The 18516-nt window shown below is 31.4% G+C and carries 19 protein-coding genes and 3 tRNA genes; 20 read left to right on the forward strand and 2 right to left on the reverse strand.

The window, feature by feature from the left end:
* From ACILQF_RS03030 to ACILQF_RS03050, 5 genes are all read left to right on the forward strand, one after another.
* Positions 1–707, forward strand: a 707-nt coding sequence (locus ACILQF_RS03030; RefSeq protein ID WP_395625942.1) for a hypothetical protein, incomplete at its 5' end; no start/stop codon positions are given.
* 11 nt (positions 708–718) lie between these two features.
* On the forward strand, positions 719–1267 hold the full coding sequence (locus ACILQF_RS03035) for a hypothetical protein (RefSeq protein WP_395625943.1): 549 nt from the start codon (positions 719–721) through the stop codon (positions 1265–1267).
* 118 nt (positions 1268–1385) lie between these two features.
* Positions 1386–1940, forward strand: coding sequence for a hypothetical protein (locus tag ACILQF_RS03040; RefSeq protein ID WP_395625944.1), 555 nt, complete (start codon positions 1386–1388; stop codon positions 1938–1940).
* A 95-nt stretch (positions 1941–2035) separates the two neighbouring features.
* Entirely contained in the window at positions 2036–2593 is a 558-nt protein-coding gene (locus ACILQF_RS03045; RefSeq protein WP_395625945.1) for a hypothetical protein, read from the forward strand.
* A gap of 256 nt (positions 2594–2849) precedes the next feature.
* Positions 2850–3272, forward strand: a complete 423-nt coding sequence (locus ACILQF_RS03050; protein WP_395625946.1) for an acyl-CoA thioesterase — start codon at positions 2850–2852, stop codon at positions 3270–3272.
* Between the two features lie 5 nt (positions 3273–3277).
* Here the strand turns inward: ACILQF_RS03050 and ACILQF_RS03055 are convergent, their stop codons facing one another.
* Positions 3278–4273, reverse strand: a complete 996-nt coding sequence (locus tag ACILQF_RS03055) for a D-alanine--D-alanine ligase (RefSeq protein WP_395625947.1) — start codon at positions 4271–4273, stop codon at positions 3278–3280.
* 160 nt (positions 4274–4433) lie between these two features.
* On the opposite strand from ACILQF_RS03055, the gene ACILQF_RS03060 reads away from it, so the two are divergent.
* The 6 genes from ACILQF_RS03060 to ACILQF_RS03085 all read left to right on the forward strand — a co-directional run bounded on the left by ACILQF_RS03060 (position 4434) and on the right by ACILQF_RS03085 (position 8158).
* Positions 4434–5198, forward strand: a complete 765-nt coding sequence (locus ACILQF_RS03060; RefSeq protein WP_395625948.1) for a PASTA domain-containing protein — start codon at positions 4434–4436, stop codon at positions 5196–5198.
* 1 nt (position 5199) lies between these two features.
* Positions 5200–5502: a rhodanese-like domain-containing protein gene (locus ACILQF_RS03065; RefSeq protein WP_395625949.1), complete on the forward strand. Its 303-nt coding sequence runs from the start codon at positions 5200–5202 to the stop codon at positions 5500–5502.
* A gap of 19 nt (positions 5503–5521) precedes the next feature.
* Positions 5522–6553 (forward strand): endolytic transglycosylase MltG, encoded by a 1032-nt coding sequence (gene mltG, locus ACILQF_RS03070; RefSeq protein ID WP_395625950.1) that lies wholly within the window; start codon positions 5522–5524, stop codon positions 6551–6553.
* On the forward strand, positions 6553–6960 hold the full coding sequence (locus tag ACILQF_RS03075; RefSeq protein ID WP_395625951.1) for an acyl-CoA thioesterase: 408 nt from the start codon (positions 6553–6555) through the stop codon (positions 6958–6960). The genes mltG and ACILQF_RS03075 overlap by 1 nt, the downstream gene beginning before the upstream one ends.
* A gap of 7 nt (positions 6961–6967) precedes the next feature.
* A complete protein-coding gene (locus ACILQF_RS03080; RefSeq protein WP_395625952.1) occupies positions 6968–7957 on the forward strand; it encodes a YihY/virulence factor BrkB family protein in 990 nt (329 codons plus the stop codon).
* A gap of 111 nt (positions 7958–8068) precedes the next feature.
* Positions 8069–8158: transfer RNA gene (locus ACILQF_RS03085), tRNA-Ser, on the forward strand.
* A 318-nt stretch (positions 8159–8476) separates the two neighbouring features.
* Here the strand turns inward: ACILQF_RS03085 and ACILQF_RS03090 are convergent.
* Positions 8477–8550, reverse strand: a tRNA-Arg gene (locus tag ACILQF_RS03090).
* 252 nt (positions 8551–8802) lie between these two features.
* Between ACILQF_RS03090 and ACILQF_RS03095 the strand changes: the two genes are divergently transcribed.
* From ACILQF_RS03095 to ACILQF_RS03135, 9 genes are all read left to right on the forward strand, one after another.
* The gene (locus ACILQF_RS03095) at positions 8803–10815 is read left to right on the forward strand and encodes an HD family phosphohydrolase (RefSeq protein WP_395625960.1); all 2013 of its coding nucleotides are present in this window, start codon (positions 8803–8805) and stop codon (positions 10813–10815) included.
* A gap of 148 nt (positions 10816–10963) precedes the next feature.
* A tRNA-Ser gene (locus ACILQF_RS03100) sits at positions 10964–11050 on the forward strand.
* Positions 11051–11668: 618 nt separating this feature from the next.
* Positions 11669–12136 carry a hypothetical protein gene (locus ACILQF_RS03105; RefSeq protein WP_395625953.1) on the forward strand — a complete coding sequence of 156 codons (468 nt, stop codon included), beginning with the start codon at positions 11669–11671 and terminating at the stop codon, positions 12134–12136.
* A complete protein-coding gene (locus tag ACILQF_RS03110; protein ID WP_395625954.1) occupies positions 12120–13367 on the forward strand; it encodes a DUF4407 domain-containing protein in 1248 nt (415 codons plus the stop codon). The genes ACILQF_RS03105 and ACILQF_RS03110 overlap by 17 nt, the downstream gene beginning before the upstream one ends.
* Positions 13313–14560 (forward strand): hypothetical protein, encoded by a 1248-nt coding sequence (locus ACILQF_RS03115; RefSeq protein ID WP_395625955.1) that lies wholly within the window; start codon positions 13313–13315, stop codon positions 14558–14560. Before ACILQF_RS03110 ends, ACILQF_RS03115 begins: the two co-directional genes overlap by 55 nt.
* A 3-nt stretch (positions 14561–14563) precedes the next feature.
* Positions 14564–16033 (forward strand): hypothetical protein, encoded by a 1470-nt coding sequence (locus tag ACILQF_RS03120; protein WP_395625956.1) that lies wholly within the window; start codon positions 14564–14566, stop codon positions 16031–16033.
* Positions 16030–17760: a hypothetical protein gene (locus ACILQF_RS03125; protein WP_395625957.1), complete on the forward strand. Its 1731-nt coding sequence runs from the start codon at positions 16030–16032 to the stop codon at positions 17758–17760. Before ACILQF_RS03120 ends, ACILQF_RS03125 begins: the two co-directional genes overlap by 4 nt.
* Before the next feature lies 1 nt (position 17761).
* Positions 17762–18283 carry a DUF350 domain-containing protein gene (locus ACILQF_RS03130; RefSeq protein ID WP_395625958.1) on the forward strand — a complete coding sequence of 174 codons (522 nt, stop codon included), beginning with the start codon at positions 17762–17764 and terminating at the stop codon, positions 18281–18283.
* Positions 18284–18327: 44 nt separating this feature from the next.
* A partial coding sequence (locus ACILQF_RS03135; RefSeq protein WP_395625959.1) for a hypothetical protein occupies positions 18328–18516 on the forward strand: 189 nt, incomplete at its 3' end.

Below are 18516 nucleotides of genomic sequence, written 5' to 3' on the forward strand. Positions count from 1 at the left end.
GCGTAGATCCTTACCAATATTCTGATAAAATTGACTGTGCAGGAATAGTGGGTGGAATAGCTATATTTAGCAAAGAATGCCAAACATGTATTGGAGGTGCTACGGGAATTGATAGATGCGATTTGGATGAGGATCCCCTTGATATCATAAATAAAGTGACCGATCCTTGCCTTAGGCCATTAGTTGAGAGCTTAATTAAGAGTAATGTATCAGGAGAGATTTCAGAAATAATATCTAAATTGAATGGAGATACAAAGGTGACAGTAACTTTTACTGATGTCGAATTAACATCTAATAATAAACCTGCTATGATCGGCCCTATTTCGGTAATTAATGGAAGTTACCCAATTACCCTGAGTAGGCTTCATTTAAAAGAAACTACTAGGGAAAATGTAACAGCAGTTATCATTCATGAAGTAATTCATGCTTTTCTTAGATATTCAGGCCAAGGGGATCGCTTGGCAAGTATTGAGCATGAAACCATAGCTTTAAATTATATTAATCCAATGGCAAATTATTTAATTCAACTATATGGAATATCTGAAAGAGATGCAATTGGCCTTGCATGGAGCGGTTTATCGGATTCTAATAGTTATATAAACAATGATATTTTTAATTATTCCCAAGGGAATCTCACAAAAGCCGAAATTCAGGATACTTATCGGAATTTTATATCCGGAAAATCCGGAATCCTTGTTTGTGAGTAAATCTACATAAAATGAAAAATTTTAAATATTTCGTAACATTCCTTCTGCTTTTTGCCATATATGAATTTTCTTATGCACAAGAAAGTTTAATTAACGAGGAGAGAAAGAAAATTGATCAGTTTTTCGTAGAAAATAAACTTTTCAAAACTACACCCGATTCTAATATGCTGATTGGATTCTCTTTTAAGATCAGTGTAAATAGAAATACAGAAGGGCAAATAATGCCTGTAACCATTGTAGCCAGTGATACTTCTGCCTATAAAATTTTTCCTGACTATAAATATTTAACAACTATAAATTATGGGGTATTCTTAAAGGATAAAGAAGAAGGGATTTTTATTATCCCGGTTATTATTGATATGATTGGCACTCAGCAAGATGAATATTATACAAATAAAGTCATAATGGATTATTACACTAAAACTATATTGGGTAGAAGCATGAGCAAAGCTATTAAATCCATTTTTTTCATTGATCAGCCAGGCAAAAAAAACAATACAGAAAATTATATTTATTTAGAGCCAAAGATGTTAGGAATATCAAAACGTACGATGTATTAATCTTTAATTTGGAATAGATTCAAAAGCATTCAATCCTTTGAGTCATTAAAGTGGGTATAAAGTTTATGCGTGATTCATCCCAAAATGAGATTGGTATTTACTATTAAAATAAATCAAAATGTACTATTTAAAATATTTGTTAGCATTCCTGTTAATTTTCTCAATTCATGAAATATCTTACACTCAGGTATTAGATAGAAAAAGAGAGAGGGAAAATAAGAAAATACAGGATTTCTTTCTGAAGGATCTTCCCTGGAAAAGAACCGAAGACTCAACAATGATAATTGGGTTTTCATATAAGATCAGAGTTGAGGAAAAAGTAAAAGGAATAAACCGTGCTATTTCCATTACCGCTAGTGATTCTATCGCATATAAGCTTTTTCCAAAATATGAAGCATTAAAAAAAATTGATTATAAGCCATTCTTGAAAGGCAGAAAGGAGGTTGATTTTATAATTCCTGTTTTAATTGAATTGGTAGGTTCTCAACCTTTGGAATACTATGATAGAGAAAAATTAATTAGTTTCTTAAGTAATATTGGTTTTGCTAAAGTTTATTTTAAAGTGCCATTGTCAATGTTTCATTTTAATAATGAGAATGCAAAATATAGCACTGAAAATTATACTTATTTGAACCCAGTTATTATCTGGATGGACAAAAGAGTCGGACATTAAACTCTCTAAAACTCTAATTAAATCATTGTATAATTATATTGTATTGCTTCATTCACATTTAGAAAAAATTATATTTTCTAGTTAACAACAACAAAATGAAATATTTAAGATATCAGTTAATGTTCATACTACTACTTCTTACTACTCTAGAATGTGTCAGAGCACAACATCAGGAAAGTGATATTGGAAGTGAAAAAAAGAAGATTTATGATTTCTTTTATAATGATATATCTTGGGAAAATACAGAAGATTCTACCATGATAATCGGTTTTTCATTTAAGATTCATGTCAAGAAAAATACAGAAGGCAAAATTACACCAATCTCTATAATACCTAGTGATACTTTAGCATATAAACTATTTCCAGGATACAAATTCTTGACAACCATTAATTATAAGCTATTCCTCAAGAATCGCGAAGAAGGTATTTTCATCATACCGGTTTTTTTAGATCTGGTAGGTTCTCAAAGGGATGATTATTACACCAGAGAAAATTTAATGTTATTCTATAATAAAAGTGTTTTTGGAAGAAGTGTGAGCAAGGCAGTTCAATCAATGTTGTACATAAATAAGAACGAAGAAAACAACAAGTCGGAAAATTATATTTACTTAACCCCAATAATGATGGGGATGGATAAATATATAAGATACTAAGATTTCGTATTTTCTGATAGTCGGTGTTTTTACCATAAATAACACTATCATAATAATAGAACCTCATGGTCATTGATTATATGGAGTATATATGATATGGGACGTTGGTTGGTAGAAGCACCAAGTGTAATCTTGGGAAAAATAGTTTTAAGGTAGAAATTCCGAAGAAAAAAGAATACTAAAATAAACCTATGCTAAATCTTCTAATAACCGATTCCATTTTCTAATCTCATTAATTAGATCGATTTTTGTTGAAATGGAAAACGAAACAAAATTCAGCCAATTTATAAGCGAATTCAAGGTAAGACCTGATGATATCGACATGTTTAACCATGTCCATAATAGTACCTATTTTGATTATGTGCTTGCGGCAAGGTATGAGCAAATGGAACTTAACTATAAGATGTCCATGGAAGAATTCATAAGTCAGGGGTTTGGATGGGTGGTACGTTCTGCCTTTGTAGATTATAAACGTCCTATGGGCTTAGGCGATCGTTTTACAGTCCAAACCGGAATTGAAACCATAAATGATAAGGGCTGCCGTGTTAAATTTGAAATAAAAATCCTAAAAACAGGTAAAATTGCCTGCGATGGCTGGTTTGATTATGTAATGATCGATATAAAAACTGGCAGAGGCCTAAAAGTAACAGATGAAATGATTCTTAAATACTCAATTTAAGAAAATTAAACCTGTTTTTCTAAAGCCATTTCTACTAAATTACCATAGAATTCACTAATATTTAATCCCGCTGCACGTACTTGTTGAGGAATGAAGCTTTGCGCTGTTTGACCTGGAATTGTATTGATTTCTATAAAATAAAAATTGGAAGTCTCCTTTTGAAGGAAATAATCAATTCTCACCATACCCTTGCAGTTTAACTTTAGGTATATATCCCTGACAATACGCTCAACCCTCCCCTTTTCCTCTTCATTCATTCTACCTGGAGTGATTTCTTCGGTTGCACCAGGTGTATATTTTGCTTCAAAATCAAAAAAGTCATTGGAAGGAATTACTTCTGTTGCGGGTAATACCTGAATCCCTTGATGGTTTTTATACACACCAATAGAAAATTCTCTACCTTCAACAAACTCTTCAACTAATACTTGTTGATCTTCATTGAAAGCAATCTTCAAGGCCTCCTTGAGTTCAGAAGATAATTTAACTTTACTCATCCCAATACTACTACCGCCATTATTAGGTTTTATAAACAAAGGAAAAATTAAATTACTGATCACTTGATTCGCGGCATCATCCGAGTTTTCAAATAATTGAATGGAGCGCGCAATATTGAGCCCATTTATTCCGTCAACAATGGCTTTTGAATATCCTTTATTCATTGTTAATGAAGATGTTAAAGCATCGCAGCTAGTATATGGAAGACCAATTAAATCAAAATAACCTTGAAGCTTTCCATCTTCACCCGGAGAGCCATGTATCATGATAAAGGCTGCATCAAAAAGAATTTTATTGTTATTTATTAGAATAGAGAAATCATTTTTGTCGACTGGATGCTTTGCAGCATTAGTATCTAGAAAATACCAAGATTCTTTAAGAATTACAATCTTATAAACATCATATTTTGATCTATCTAACTGAGATTCAACAAAATCTGCGCTCTTAAATGAAACCACAGATTCGCCAGTAAAACCTCCAGTAACTAATGCAATTTTCTTTTTCATATGTTCAAAGATAAATTTTAAAACAATTCAATAATAAAGCTGGCTAATATTTATCTTCGATATTGGTTAATTTGAATTATTTTTGAAACATAATTGTTATAAAAGACATTAACTAATTGCATTAAATATTTTACACATCAATAAATAAATCTGGTATATAATGAGTAAATTTTTTAACTACCTAGGGACGAAAACATTTCGTAAAAACCTCCTTATTGCAACTGGATCTATTCTTACATTTTTAATAATACTTTTTTACAGTCTAGGTTTTTATACCCATCATGGTGAAGGGATACCCGTACCAAAACTAAAGGGTTTACCCTTAGCAGAAGCGATAGAATTATTAGAAAAACAAGGTTTAAGGTATCAAATAAATGACTCTATCTATTTAATTGATCAGGGACCAGGTGTAGTTGTGGAGCAAGATCCAGATCCCAATACCAATGTTAAATCAAATCGTACCATTTATTTGATTATTACTAAGGATGCACCCAATATTAAATTCCCTGATATTGAAGGTAAAACATTTCTTGAAGTACGATCTATTCTAAATAATTATCAATTAAAAGTTGGAGATACTACTTACCGATCTGATGTTGCAAAAGATGTGATTTTAGAAGCCCTTTTTAATGGAATTATCCTCAGAAAAGGACAGCAAATATCCAAAGGGTCTCAAATTAATTTGGTTCTTGGTGATGGACTTGGTGCTAGTGAAGTAGATATTCCGAATTTACTAGGGTTAAGCCTAAGTGAGGCTAGAATGGCTTTGTTAGGCTCTTCCTTAATTTTGGGAAATGTGACTTTTGAAGGTGCTACAGACAGTGTTAATTCTATAATTATCACCCAGTTCCCAGCTATAAATGATACCTTAAATAAGGTTAGTATCGGCACTTCAATTGATATTGTTTTAAAGCGTGGCAATTAATTTGAATGATATTTCAGCCGCTGAATTTTTAAAAAGGCAGTCGGAATCTACCTCTTTTACCATAATAGATGTTAGAGAAGAGATTGAATATCAAACCTTTAATATGGGAGGAAGTAATATACCATTAGGTACATTATTAAGAGATATTGATGATCTTGACTTTGAGAAAGATATCGAAATTATAGTAATTTGTCAGCGGGGCTTGAGGAGCGAGACTGCCAAACGTGCGCTAATTAATAAGGGCTTTGTAAATGTTAAAAATTTAGTGGGTGGTTTATTGGCGATAAGAAAATTAAATTTATAAAAATATTAACATTAAATAAATGAGTTTTAAATCAAAATTGCTTTTGGCGCTAGGCGCTATTTTTATTTTAATTTTAGGCGGAACAGCTATAAATTATTATTTAAACTATTTTAAACCCAATATTAGTGGAAGTCAAGAATACCTTTATATTAAGACTGGTTCTGATTTTAATGATGTTTACACGACAATAAAATCTAATAATATTGTAAATGATACCATTTCATTTTTCGATGCCGCCAAAAACATGGAGTATGCTGGTAAAGTCAAGCCAGGAAGGTATCCATTAAAGAAAGGAATGAGTAATAGAGCATTCATTAATATGCTTAAAGCTGGAAATCAAGAAGCAGTTAAAATTTCCTTCCAAAACGTAAGACTTAAACATACTCTAGCTGGTATGATTTCAAAAAAATTGGAATGTGATTCAAGTTCCATCTCTAAATTACTTGATTCAGCAGAATTTGTGCAAAAATTTGGCTTCAATACGGATAATGTGTACACCCTATTTATTCCAAATTCTTACGAAGTATACTGGAATACGGATGCAGAAAAGTTTTTCTCACGAATGCATGAGGAATATATTAAATTTTGGAATGAGGAAAGAAAATCAAAGGCTTCACAAATAAAAATGAGTCCCATTGAAGTCAGTATTCTAGCCTCAATTGTTGACGGTGAAGCATTAAATGATAAGGAAATGCCTAAAATTGCGGGACTATATATGAACAGATTAATTAAAGGAATGCGATTGGAAGCAGATCCCACAGTAATTTTTGCTGCCAATGATTTTACTATTAGAAGAGTTTTGAATAAGCATTTACGTATTAATTCACCTTATAATACCTATTTAAACCAAGGCCTTCCTCCTGGCCCCATTTCAATGCCAAGTATCAATGCAATTGACGCTGTTTTAAATTATGAAAAGCACGATTATATCTATATGTGTGCAAAAGAGGATTTTTCCGGATACCATAATTATGCTTCCACCCTATCCCAGCATTTAATAAATGCAAAGAAATTTCAAGAAGCTTTAAATAAGCGTAATATTAAAAAATAATGTACATCCATACCACAAAAATACGAGTTCGATATGCTGATACCGATCAAATGGGTTATATGTACTATGGCAATTACGCTACTTTTTTTGAAGTTGGCAGAGTTGAAATGTTACGTAATTTAGGAATGACATATAAATCAATGGAAGAATCCGGAATAATTATGCCGGTAAGTGAATTGAAATGTAAATACATTAAGCCAGCCTTGTACGACGAGGAGATTACAGTTAAGGTTATTATTGAGAAAATGCCATCTGTAAGAATTCATTTTCGATATGAATTATTTAATGAAAAGGAAGAGTTGATTCATCTTGGTGAAACTACATTGGTTTTTGTTGATAAAATAAAGAACAAGCCTTGTTTGCCATCAGATGAATTTCTTGAGAAAATGAAACCATATTTTAATTAAATATTTTATGGATTGGCTGCATCGAGCATTACTAAAATTCAGACCTTATTTTTTGTTCATTGAGTGGACAAAGGTGTTGATATTGCCCGGATTTAGTCCCCTGCCCCTTTTTACCGTAGCCTCCTTTTTCTTTCAAGAGATAGGAAAGGATGAGTTAATTAATAAGGCTTCTTCGCTTTCATATAATTTTATGTTAGCCATATTTCCTGCTATAATCTTTCTTTTTACATTAATCCCCTATATCCCTATAGATAATTTCCAAGATCAATTAATGAACTTAATTGCCTTGATCTTACCAGCAGAAGCATATGCAGCAGTAAATACCACATTATTAGATATCGTTGAAAATCAAAACTCCAAGCTTTTGTCATTTGGTTTTGTATTTGCACTCATTTTTGCGACTAATGGCGTTCATACCTTGATGGTTGCCTTCAATAAGTCGTCGTTAATAACAGAAACAAGATCATGGTTAAGGCAGCGACTTGTTGCTGTTTTTCTGACCATACTAATTTCATTTGCATTAATTTTCGGATTGGTTATCATGACTATTGGTGAATACATTATTGGTTTATTAAAAACAGGCTTAAGTTTTCAAGATTCCATCTGGTTATACCTTTTAAATATGGGAAGGTGGTTGATATTAATTATTATCTATTTCGTTACTATAGCGTCATTGTATCGCTACGGACCAGCAAATGCGAAAAAATGGAAGTTTTTTAGTGCTGGTTCATGGATGGCTACAATTTTAGCAGTACTAACTTTTTGGGGATTTTCATACTACATTAATAACTTCGGCAATTACAATAAACTTTATGGATCTATAGGAACACTAATAGTTTTGATGATTTGGCTATATCTTAATTCCTTAATTATATTGGTGGGCTTTGAATTGAATGCAAGTATTGATTTATCAAAGCGAAGTATCAAGATAATAAAACCTCGATTTAATAGTTTTAAGTCGCCCCAAGTGCAGGAAAAACCCGATAAAAAGAACTAATTTATCCATATTTCAAACTCTTTCTCATTCATTTTCTGCTAGTTAGTACTATTTTTTCAAAAAAGACATGAATTGATTTGTAGATTAAGCTTGAGTTTGTACTTTTGCAACGGAGAGCTGGCAGAGTGGTCGATTGCGGCAGTCTTGAAAACTGTTGAACTGTTAAAGGTTCCTGGGGTTCGAATCCCTAGCTCTCCGCCAAAATATTAGAAAGCCCTTATCGCAAGATTAGGGCTTTTTTTTATGCTCGAATTTATTTTTTTTTAAAAATAAGCTTCGAAATATTAAAACTGTTTTAATCCCACCCTCTTACCAACAGAATTTTAAATTATTACAATTTAAAATTCCTTGGTTCAAACTGAAATTCCACAATTTGTCTTAATAATAATCAAAAAAGATAATCCGATAATATTTTACGGCATTAGTACTGGATGAATCAAAACCAAAAAGACTATTGGAATGATAGCGGAAGTATTAAACGAAAAAAGCTTCTTAACAATATAAGAAGCTTTTTATCTGTACGCCCATTAGGATTCGAACCTAAGACCTACGGTTTAGAAAACCGTTGCTCTATCCAGCTGAGCTATGGGCGCATTGTTCGACAAAAGTATAAAAACATCACAAAAACTCAAACTAATGACAACATTTTATGCAGATAATTTATAATTATAGGATTTTTTTTTTACATCTACTTGTATATCAGGCACACAGTGGCTAATATAGATTCATAGCTATCTCATAGAAATTAGTATTTTTGACCCAAACATAAGACATTGGCAAAATTTAATAAGCAATTACATCTAATTCTCTATCGCAAATACAGTAAAAATCTGAAATTCGTGATGATGGCAATTTGTGTAATTTTTGTTACGCTATTTTTGCCTAAGCAGGCACGCTTCAGATTTGAGTATGAGAAGGGTAAAACATGGATGCAGAAGGACCTCTACTCACCTTATAGTTTTTCAATTCAAAAAACAAGCGAAGAAATAGAAACAGATAAAGACGATATTCTCAAATCTGTACTTCCAATTTACCAATACGAAACTCAAGTAGTTGAAAATGAGTTAGATAGTTATAGTTCGGAGTTTGAAACTAAGTGGAGAAGTAGTGGAATTCCTGAAATTAAGAAGGAGACCTATTTTTTAGCAGGCAGTACTATTTTAAAAGATATTTACAAACGGGGATTAATGATTCCTGAAAAAAAATACCAGCGTTACGGTGAAAATTATAATTTTAGTTTATTAATAAACAATCTTTCTTCACAGCTAAGTACCGCGGATGCATTATATGTTTCTAATGCGCAGCAGATTATAAAGGAAAAGATTAGGAAAAATGAAGATATAGAAGACAAAGATTGGTTAAGTCAGTTAGTCTCAAGCCATTTAAGACCAAATTATTCATTCGACACCGATCTAACTGAAAAGCTAGAAGGAAATGCCTTGAGTAGCCTCTCTTTGACTCGTGGCATGGTTCAAAAGGGCGAACTAATTGTCGCAAATGGAACAATAGTCAATTCTATTATCTATCAAAAATTACAATCCCTACGGTCCGCTTATGAAGAAGATTCAAAAGTTAGTGGAAACAGTAAGTTAATCCTGTTCGGCCAATTTTTATTGGCAGGTTTGATTATTACGCTGCTCATGATTTTTCTGTTTTTATTCAGAAAGGATATTTATGCTGATAATAGGCAACTTGCGCTGATTCTTCTCGTAATTACTGGGATGTTAGTTGGTTTATCATGGGCAATTCGTATTAATATCCCAAGTGTCTATTATATTCCTTTTTGTGTAGTACCAATTATAATTAGGATATTATTTGATACGCGCTTGGCACTAAACATTCACCTATTGGTGGTTTTAATTGCCGGTTTTTTTGTCCCGAATAGCTTTGAATTTGCTTTTTTACAGATATCGGCAGGCATGGTCGCCATATATAGTATTAAGAATCTGATAAGGAGAGAGCAGTTTCTAATTTCAGCTTTGCTTATTCTATTAAATTATTTTATTGCTTTTTTGGGTATTTCCTTGATTAGAGATGGTTCATTTAGTGATATTGAGTGGTTAAACTTTTTGCCATTTGTCTTTAGTGTGCTTTTATCCTTACTCGCCTATCCTTTAATTTATGCATTTGAGCGAATGTTCGGAATCACTTCTGATGTTACTTTGATGGAATTAACCAATACCAATTCTAAACTATTGCGAGATTTAGCGTTTAAAGCCCCTGGAACCTTCCAGCATTCGTTACAGGTTGCAAACCTTGCTGAGGCCGCCATATTCAAAATTGGTGGTAATACATTGCTTGTAAGGGCAGGTGCATTGTACCATGATATTGGAAAAATAGTAAATCCTCATTTTTTTATCGAGAATCAGAATAGAGGAAATAATCCGCATGATGCTATATCTTATGAACAAAGTGCGCAAATTATCATTCAGCATGTAAATAAAGGCGTAGAAATAGCTAGAAAGAATAATATTCCAGAGATGTTGATTGATTTTATCCGAACACATCATGGAAATACACGAGTCGATTATTTTTACCAATCTTTTTTAAAGAATTTCCCTGAAAAGTTTGTCGATGAGAATATTTTCAGATACCCCGGTCCTATTCCATTTTCAAAGGAAACTGCGGTTTTGATGCTTGCTGATTCAGTTGAAGCAGCATCACGAAGTTTAAAAGATCCGGATGCAATTAGCATAAGCGATTTGGTAGAACGAATCATAGATTATAAGCTAGACCAAAATCAATTAACAAATAGTAACATAACTTTGAAGGATATTGAGACTATTAAACTCATATTTAAAACCATGTTGTTGGGAATTTATCATGTTCGAATCGATTATGAGCTCGATACCGTTTAATTTTTTTATTATAATGCGAATGAATATATCAGATTATCAAGCTGTTAATTCATTTTTTTAACAAATTAAAGAATCATTTAAAAATATTTTTTGCTAGGCAGACTGATTTACTATATTTGCAGTCCTTGAAAGAGGAAATTTATTTTTAGGAGAGATGCCTGAGTGGCCGAAAGGAACAGTTTGCTAAACTGTCGTACTGGCAACGGTACCGAGGGTTCGAATCCCTCTCTCTCCGCAACTTACATAATTAAACCACTGATAATCAATTGTCAGTGGTTTTTTTATTACTTAGGGGAGCAAATATTAAATGCTTTCATTTGATCATTCCTAAATACCGGGAACAAATCATTGCTTATTTTTTTTAAAAGGTCACATTCATAAATAATCTTTATGAGATATCTATTATAATATTTTAGAAATTACCTCATTTTTTCGAGTATTCGATTAGCTTTTTAACTCGACTATAATTTTATTGACGACTTCATTAAGAGCTGACTCTTGAATAAATATCCACTTTCATAACGCTCAATTAAATTCTTTGAATTTCTTTGAGGCTAACATATAGCAGAAAACCTATATATCGGTACTGTTTGAGCTTTTTTTTGAGAAACTAAATTTTTTGAGACACTTCGTCAAGAATCGGTAAAACCAAACAATTTCAATACTCTCTAGGGGATTCTCTTAACTTTCTTCATCTGAGAAGCCCAACAAATTTTTGGATTGCTCTTTTTCTTGTATTAATTTATAATGTTACTATATGTGAAATAACATAAATAACGCAATATTATTATTTAATAAATTTTATAAAGTATATATTTAAATTCTACGTAAGAAACTTCTGTAATAAATAATAATGAAAATCTGGAAAAATGTTAAACAACCAAATTTGATTGATGCCTATTTTACTTCTAGTGAAACATCTTTTTTGTTGGTTATTCAATCCAACTGCCCCTTCTTTACTTTATACAAAAATAGAATATATGTTTCTAAAAAATCATTGATATGGGATTGGAGCCCAAATAATGTCAATAGAGAAATAACCATTTTTACACTGTTTAAAAAAACTTTGATAAATACATCTAGCCTCCCAATTTATGATTTAAATCAACAGGCAACTTCTAATTTTAATCCCAAAATTCATATTGAAACGAAGCTGGGCAACAAAATAGGCTTCGATGATTCTTTGTTTGAAAAATTAAACAGCGAAAAAACAGCGTTGTTAAAATTTAACAAGCAAAATCTTTCTAATTATCAATTCAACATACAATACATAAAAAGTATTAACCGTAATAACTTAACCTATAATGAATCAGACAGATAATTATCAATTTAACAATAATAAATTAACTCGCTTTTTTTGGTGGTGTGCAGGTGCAGATGAACGATTGCTTGATGAAAAATGTCCACCGAGTGACCACGTTAAATATTTTTGTCTAGGTGGTATCGTTGCTGCAACTGGATTATTAGCATTTTTATCAAGTTCATATGCTTTTTATACCGTTTTCGGACCAAAAGGTCAAGATGCGATGGATATGGTTATTAACACTGAATGGATTATCATTTCAATTATTATGGGAACCATTTGGGGCTATATCATTTTCAACTTAGATCGCTTTATTATTTCCTCTACTGGTAAAGGAGATGGAAAAGACACTATATCTTGGAGTGAATTCGGCAATTCTATTCCAAGATTAATAATGGCATTAATTTTAGGTATTGTTATTTCTGCACCACTTGAAACTAGAATTTTAAAAACAGAAATTGATGCTGAATTAAGTCTAAAGCAGGAGAAATATTTAGATAAGTTAAATACAACAACTGATTCATTATTAGATAAACAAATTGCTACATGGCAGGCTAAAATTGATCCTCTTCAAAAAAATATCGATACACAGAAAGGATATACAGAAACACGAAGATTAGAAATAAAAGAGCAGAGAAGACTTTTAGAACTTGAAGCAGAAGGAAAAACTGGCACAGGCACACCAGGAAGAGGTCCAGCTTACAGGGATAAAAAAGAGAATTTGGATAAGATGGAGCTAGAATTAAACATTCTTAGTGCCAATAGCATCAGAAATGATACTCAAAGCAGAAAAGAAATTGAAAAATACAAGCTTGAAATATCTACAATTGATAACCAAAGAAATCTTAAAAGAGCAGAAAATATAAAAAGAGCTCAAAACTTGGATGGTCTATTAGAAAGAATAAAAATTTCACATGAAATTGGTGGTTGGATACCATGGTTTATACTAGGGATGTTTCTTTGTATTGAAATGGGCCCTATATTGTTTAAATTAATGATGAGTAAAACTCCATACGACTACCTAAGTGAATATGATAAGGAGTTAAGAAAGGCTAAAGCGGGAATTTTAGTAATTTCAAATGCTCATAGAGACGTAAATGGTAAAGAGGTTGAAATTGTAAGATATCTTGATGCAGAAAAGGAGATCGATAAGTTTACTAAGGAATTAGAGGTAAATAAACATCAATTAAATGTTTGGGGTCAGCAGACTACAAAAAAGATATCAGCCAACCCAGAAAATTACCTTTAATTGTGACTTCATTAATAGAAAGATTATCTATTTCATACCTAAAATCTGATGCCAATTTAAATCCATTAGATATAGACTTTATTAGGCTTGAACAAATAAAAACCATTGGAAAAGTTTTGGTTTTTATAGCAAGCCTATTGTCTATTTACATGGGTTATCTAATTTTAGAGAATTGGTTTGCAGGAATTCTTCTAGGGTTATGCTTTATTATTATTTATCTGAATTTTTACTTGGTACTGCTATCTACCATAAGAAAATCTGACTTTATAAATAATAAGAAAGCTATTGTTATAGAAAAAACGGTATCAGTAAAAGGTGTTAACCTTATTGGTGATTTAAAAACATATGATGATACATCAGGAAAAAAAACAGCTTTTTTTTCAATCGCCTTGAGATTACTATTCTTGGTAATTCTTTCTTCATTTTTATCAATCTCAGCTGTTTTAGTTTTGCACCAAAATGTGGCAAGCAAGGGTGTTTTAATTTTTAAAGAAGAAAGCACTAATAAATATGTTGACTTTCTTGAAAAATCTTATAAAACAAAACAGTATAAAAATAGGCAATTTCTAAAAAAGTTAGAAATTGAATTGAGTCTTTTAAATATTAAAAAAGATTCAATAAGCGGATTATTAAATTCATCACCAAAAAATGAATCTTTAATAGAGGATATGAAATGGGTGACAAGTGATATTGATGGATTCAAAAAAGATCATCAAGAAGAAATAGTTTTCCTCAGAAAGGAGATTAATAGAAATGATTATCAATTGCTAGAAAAAACAGAAGAATTTAAAAAGAATATAGAAAATAGCCTCTTTTTTATTCAAAGAATCAAATTTTTACTGCATTATTATTCGCCGAGCTTTTTAATTGTATTTATATTTTCATTAGGCTTTTTTTGCTTGCCATTTTTCTTAAGATTAATGATGCTTAGGTCTGCAAAATATACTATGGATGATAAATTAGAAAATTTTACCAAAAGTATAATAGAAAAAAAACACACTCAGTTAGTCACTGAGATTGAAGGCTTAACAAAAGATACCGATTATAAAAAATTTTTATCTAAATATCATTTATCCAGCTGGCCCTTGCATAACGAACATTTCGAAGATCCTCCATTTAATACTTTACCTAAATTGGATGGCCGCATTAAGTATAGAAAAGGAAGTTTATCTACCTATCTAAGACAATCATAATCAATGAAAGCGCCAGGCAGTTTTTATATTTATGGATATTGTAAGGGACTATATAAAGGCCCAAGAAACAAAGGTATAAAACACCCTATAGTATTAGAAACTAATCCTATGAAAGTTCGTTATTACGAGCTTTCCATTTATAATTCTGTTGACATTAAGGAGGCAACTGTTATTGAAGACTTCGACAAAGAAAGTCTTTTGATTCAACATCCTTATATGTACAGTATTAATTTTTCATGTGATACTGCGATATACTTCAAAGAAATAGTTTTTGATAATGTATCCTTTATCAGAGAACAAATCACTGAATCATTCTTCATAGACCCTGTAATATCCGAAACTGTAAAAAAAGGTAAAAATGATTTTACGTATGGTACTATCGAGGGATGGGGTTATTTCAAAATTGGTGTAGAAAAGAAAAAAAGAGCTGAAATTAAGCCCGTAACAAAAATTGAATCGGAAATTGAACCTGCATTCACAGTGAGCATTACCGGTTCAGACCCAACTCATTACCATGAAAGCAATGGCTCTATATATGCCGAAACCAGCTGGGGCACAAGGCCATATTCATTCTCAATAGATGATGGCAAAAACTATCAAAGCAGCAAAACTTTTAGTGGACTTCCAAATGGCAATTACGTTATCCAAGCGAAGGACGCAAACGGAAATGTTGCTTTGTCAAATACATTTAGTCTTAATAAAAAAAGTAATGCCGGCTGCCTTCCTACCCTGTTTTCAGGCTCCTCCATGCTTTTAATGCCACTGTTCGGCATTTCTTGGTTTTGGGGAATCCCCATATTTTTACTTTTATTTTTTTTATTTCAATTTCTATTCAAAAGAGTTTCTTGTTTAACTAGAACAGACAGTTACTTAACTGCAAATACTAATGGTTTGAGGAAATCAGGATGTATTTGGCCTGGTATTTTAATCTTCCTATACTTTGCACTACTTACTAAATTTTGCACACAAATATTTGATGATAAAACTCAAGCCAAAGTCACAAATATTGAAAAAGATGATTCTCAAATTCTAAATAATTCAAATAACGAAGATAACACAAGATTTATTCAAGAATCAGAAACAATAATTTTAAATCCTGAGGCTGATTCAACAATTAACTCAACACCAGACTCAATATCAATTAATAACAAGATGATTCCAATAAGATATTCGAAAGATTTCAGATTGGTGGTTTATGATTATGAGGAAGAAGATGAAGATGCCATTAAGTTAAGACTCAATGGAAAGGAAATACTAATAAATCTATTAGTTAAAAATCAACCTAAAGAAATAAAATTGACTGAATTTAATTCTGGCCAAAATTATATTGATATCATTCCAACTTCAAATGGTCTTTATGGTGACTGTACACCCAAAGTATTACTAACCTACAAAGGCAAGATTTTATTCGAAGAAACAATAATTAGTAATATCAATACAATCAGTAGACTAAACTTTATAAACAATTTATGAAGCAGGAAAAAGTCTATATAAAGGGTGCTTTTAAAGGGAAGTATATTGGACCATTAGACAATACTAATTTTACCAATAAAAACTTCTATGACATTCAATTTTACGATTTAGAGGTTGAAGATGCTGTAGTAATTGATCCCTATGAAAAAAAGTATTTAACCTATGACCCATATTTTGAATACAATATTCAAAATAACGTCAAGATTCATTTGCAAGACAGTGAAAAGACTAATGTTTTTGTAGAGGACCTTCATGATATCGTAATAAATGAAGTTAAATTACTGCATTTGACCAAAAATGAGGGTAAATCCTTCGGGCATATTGAGGGAGTAATTTATGGTACATATATTTATGAAATACCTGAAAAAGTAATAATTAAAGAAGAAAAACTAATTAATAATCAAAATACAAATCAGGTTTTTAATCAAAATCATCAGGAAACGATTTTCAACGAAAATATTCAAGAACCAGAAGAGATTATTTTTGGACAAGGAAAGTCCGTATGGGATGAGCGATTTTTAAGGATAAAAAAAGCTTCTATTCAGCTACTAGGTATACTTGCAATTGGATTACTTATTACTTCTTTCTTAGGAATTAACTTATTAAGTATATCATTATTAACATTTGTTTTAATATACTTTCTAAATAAAATATTGGGCCCACTTTTAGGATGGAACACTATCCCGAATTCGCAACTACCATCAATGGTCAGTTCAACTAGAGGTTTTATTCGAAAATCATTAAGTTTCTTCTTATTAGCTTTTTTTGTGATTTCATTAATTTTAAAATGGAATTATTTCGCTTGGTTTTTACTCGCTTTATGGATTTTACAATTATTTAGTTATTCATCAGCTGGTGTCTATAATACCAGAAGAATCTGGCAAATTTTAAGTGTATTTCTATTACTTGGCGTTTCACTAGCTTTATTAACATTCATTAGCAAACAAGGTGGATTCATACCTAAAGACGACAACACAGAGCCAGTAGTAGTTGATGAAAAAGAAAACGAATCACAGATTGACACAATTGGCAATCAAGTAAAAATGAATTATTCACGTGTGTGGTATGATTATAATAAAAATAAATACTCCGGAAATTTTCAATCACTAAAAAACAATTTCAAGAAATCAAGAGTAAACCGAATTTCGATAAATAACCCTAGAGGATTTCAAGAAATATACAATAGACTTTGGGTAAACGATACAAAATTAGTCCCATCGATTATTCACATGTTAGATAGTGTTAGAACTTCTAGAAATCTCAATAAAGAACAATTTGCAGATATGGCAGTAAGCTTTGTTCAATATATTCCATATGTACTTGTTCATGATGAAAGTTGCGCTAGCCTGGTAAGACAATCACCCAATGATGATTTTATCCAATCATATCACAGCGAAGGAAAGGAATGCCTTCCAATAATTAAATTCGGTGTTCAAGCACCTGCAGAATTTGGGTATAACTTAAAAGGAGATTGTGACACAAGAGTCGTTTTGCTATTTACACTATTAGATCATTTTGGATATGATGTGGCTATTTTAATTAGCGAAGCATATGGGCATTGTGTATTAGGAATAAATAAGCCTGGTACTGGTTCATATAAAAGTTATTATGGAAAAAAGTATTTTGTTTGGGAAACAACCTCTAAAGACTTTAGAATGGGGCAATTCCCATCAGAAGTCAGCAACATGAATAATTGGCATATTGCCTTAACCTCTAAAAACAATTAACATGAATATTAAAGTTTTTTCTTTAGGATTAATTCAATTGACACTAGCAATACTAGTTGGTGTCTTGGTACTATGGTTTACTTTTAAAATCATCAAAGTATTAGTTTCAAGAAAAATGGAAATAAAGGCGGATAATATCGCATTTGCTATTTTTTCAGGTGCAATTCTTTTATCTGTTGGATTGATTATGTCTGAATCAATTTCACCAGCGATGAATGCATATAGGATCGGAATTCAAGATTCCCAAAGTATACAATTGACAGCATTAGCTTTTGTAAAAGTATTATTAGGGTACCTTTCAATTGGATTATTAACTGCTATGATCATCAATTTGGTAAGTATTTGGTTATACAATTTACTAACTAAAGACGTGGATGAATTAACTGAGATAAGAAATGGAAATATCGCAACTGCAATAATCACTGCTGTTATTATCATTTCAATTACCTTAATGGCGAAGGACAGTTTGGGTATTATATTCGAGTCATTTATCCCTTATCCAGATACTCCCAAATTTTACTAATCAATTTGTATTCAATGATTAATAAATGGATACTAAGCATACTTATGATGATTCATCTTTTTGATCATCATTCAGCTACTGCTCAGGTACTAAACGTTGATAGAGAAGCAAATACAGATAGTATTCAAAAAAACTGGGAAATAGTTAGTGGAATTTCTTTTTCTGCCGACAGACAGAAGAAGAATATTGTCGATTTAAATTCAAATTTTGAATTAGTAAGAAATCTAAATAAT

Source organism: Daejeonella sp. (assembly GCF_044232565.1).
Classification (GTDB): Bacteria; Bacteroidota; Bacteroidia; order Sphingobacteriales; family Sphingobacteriaceae; genus Daejeonella.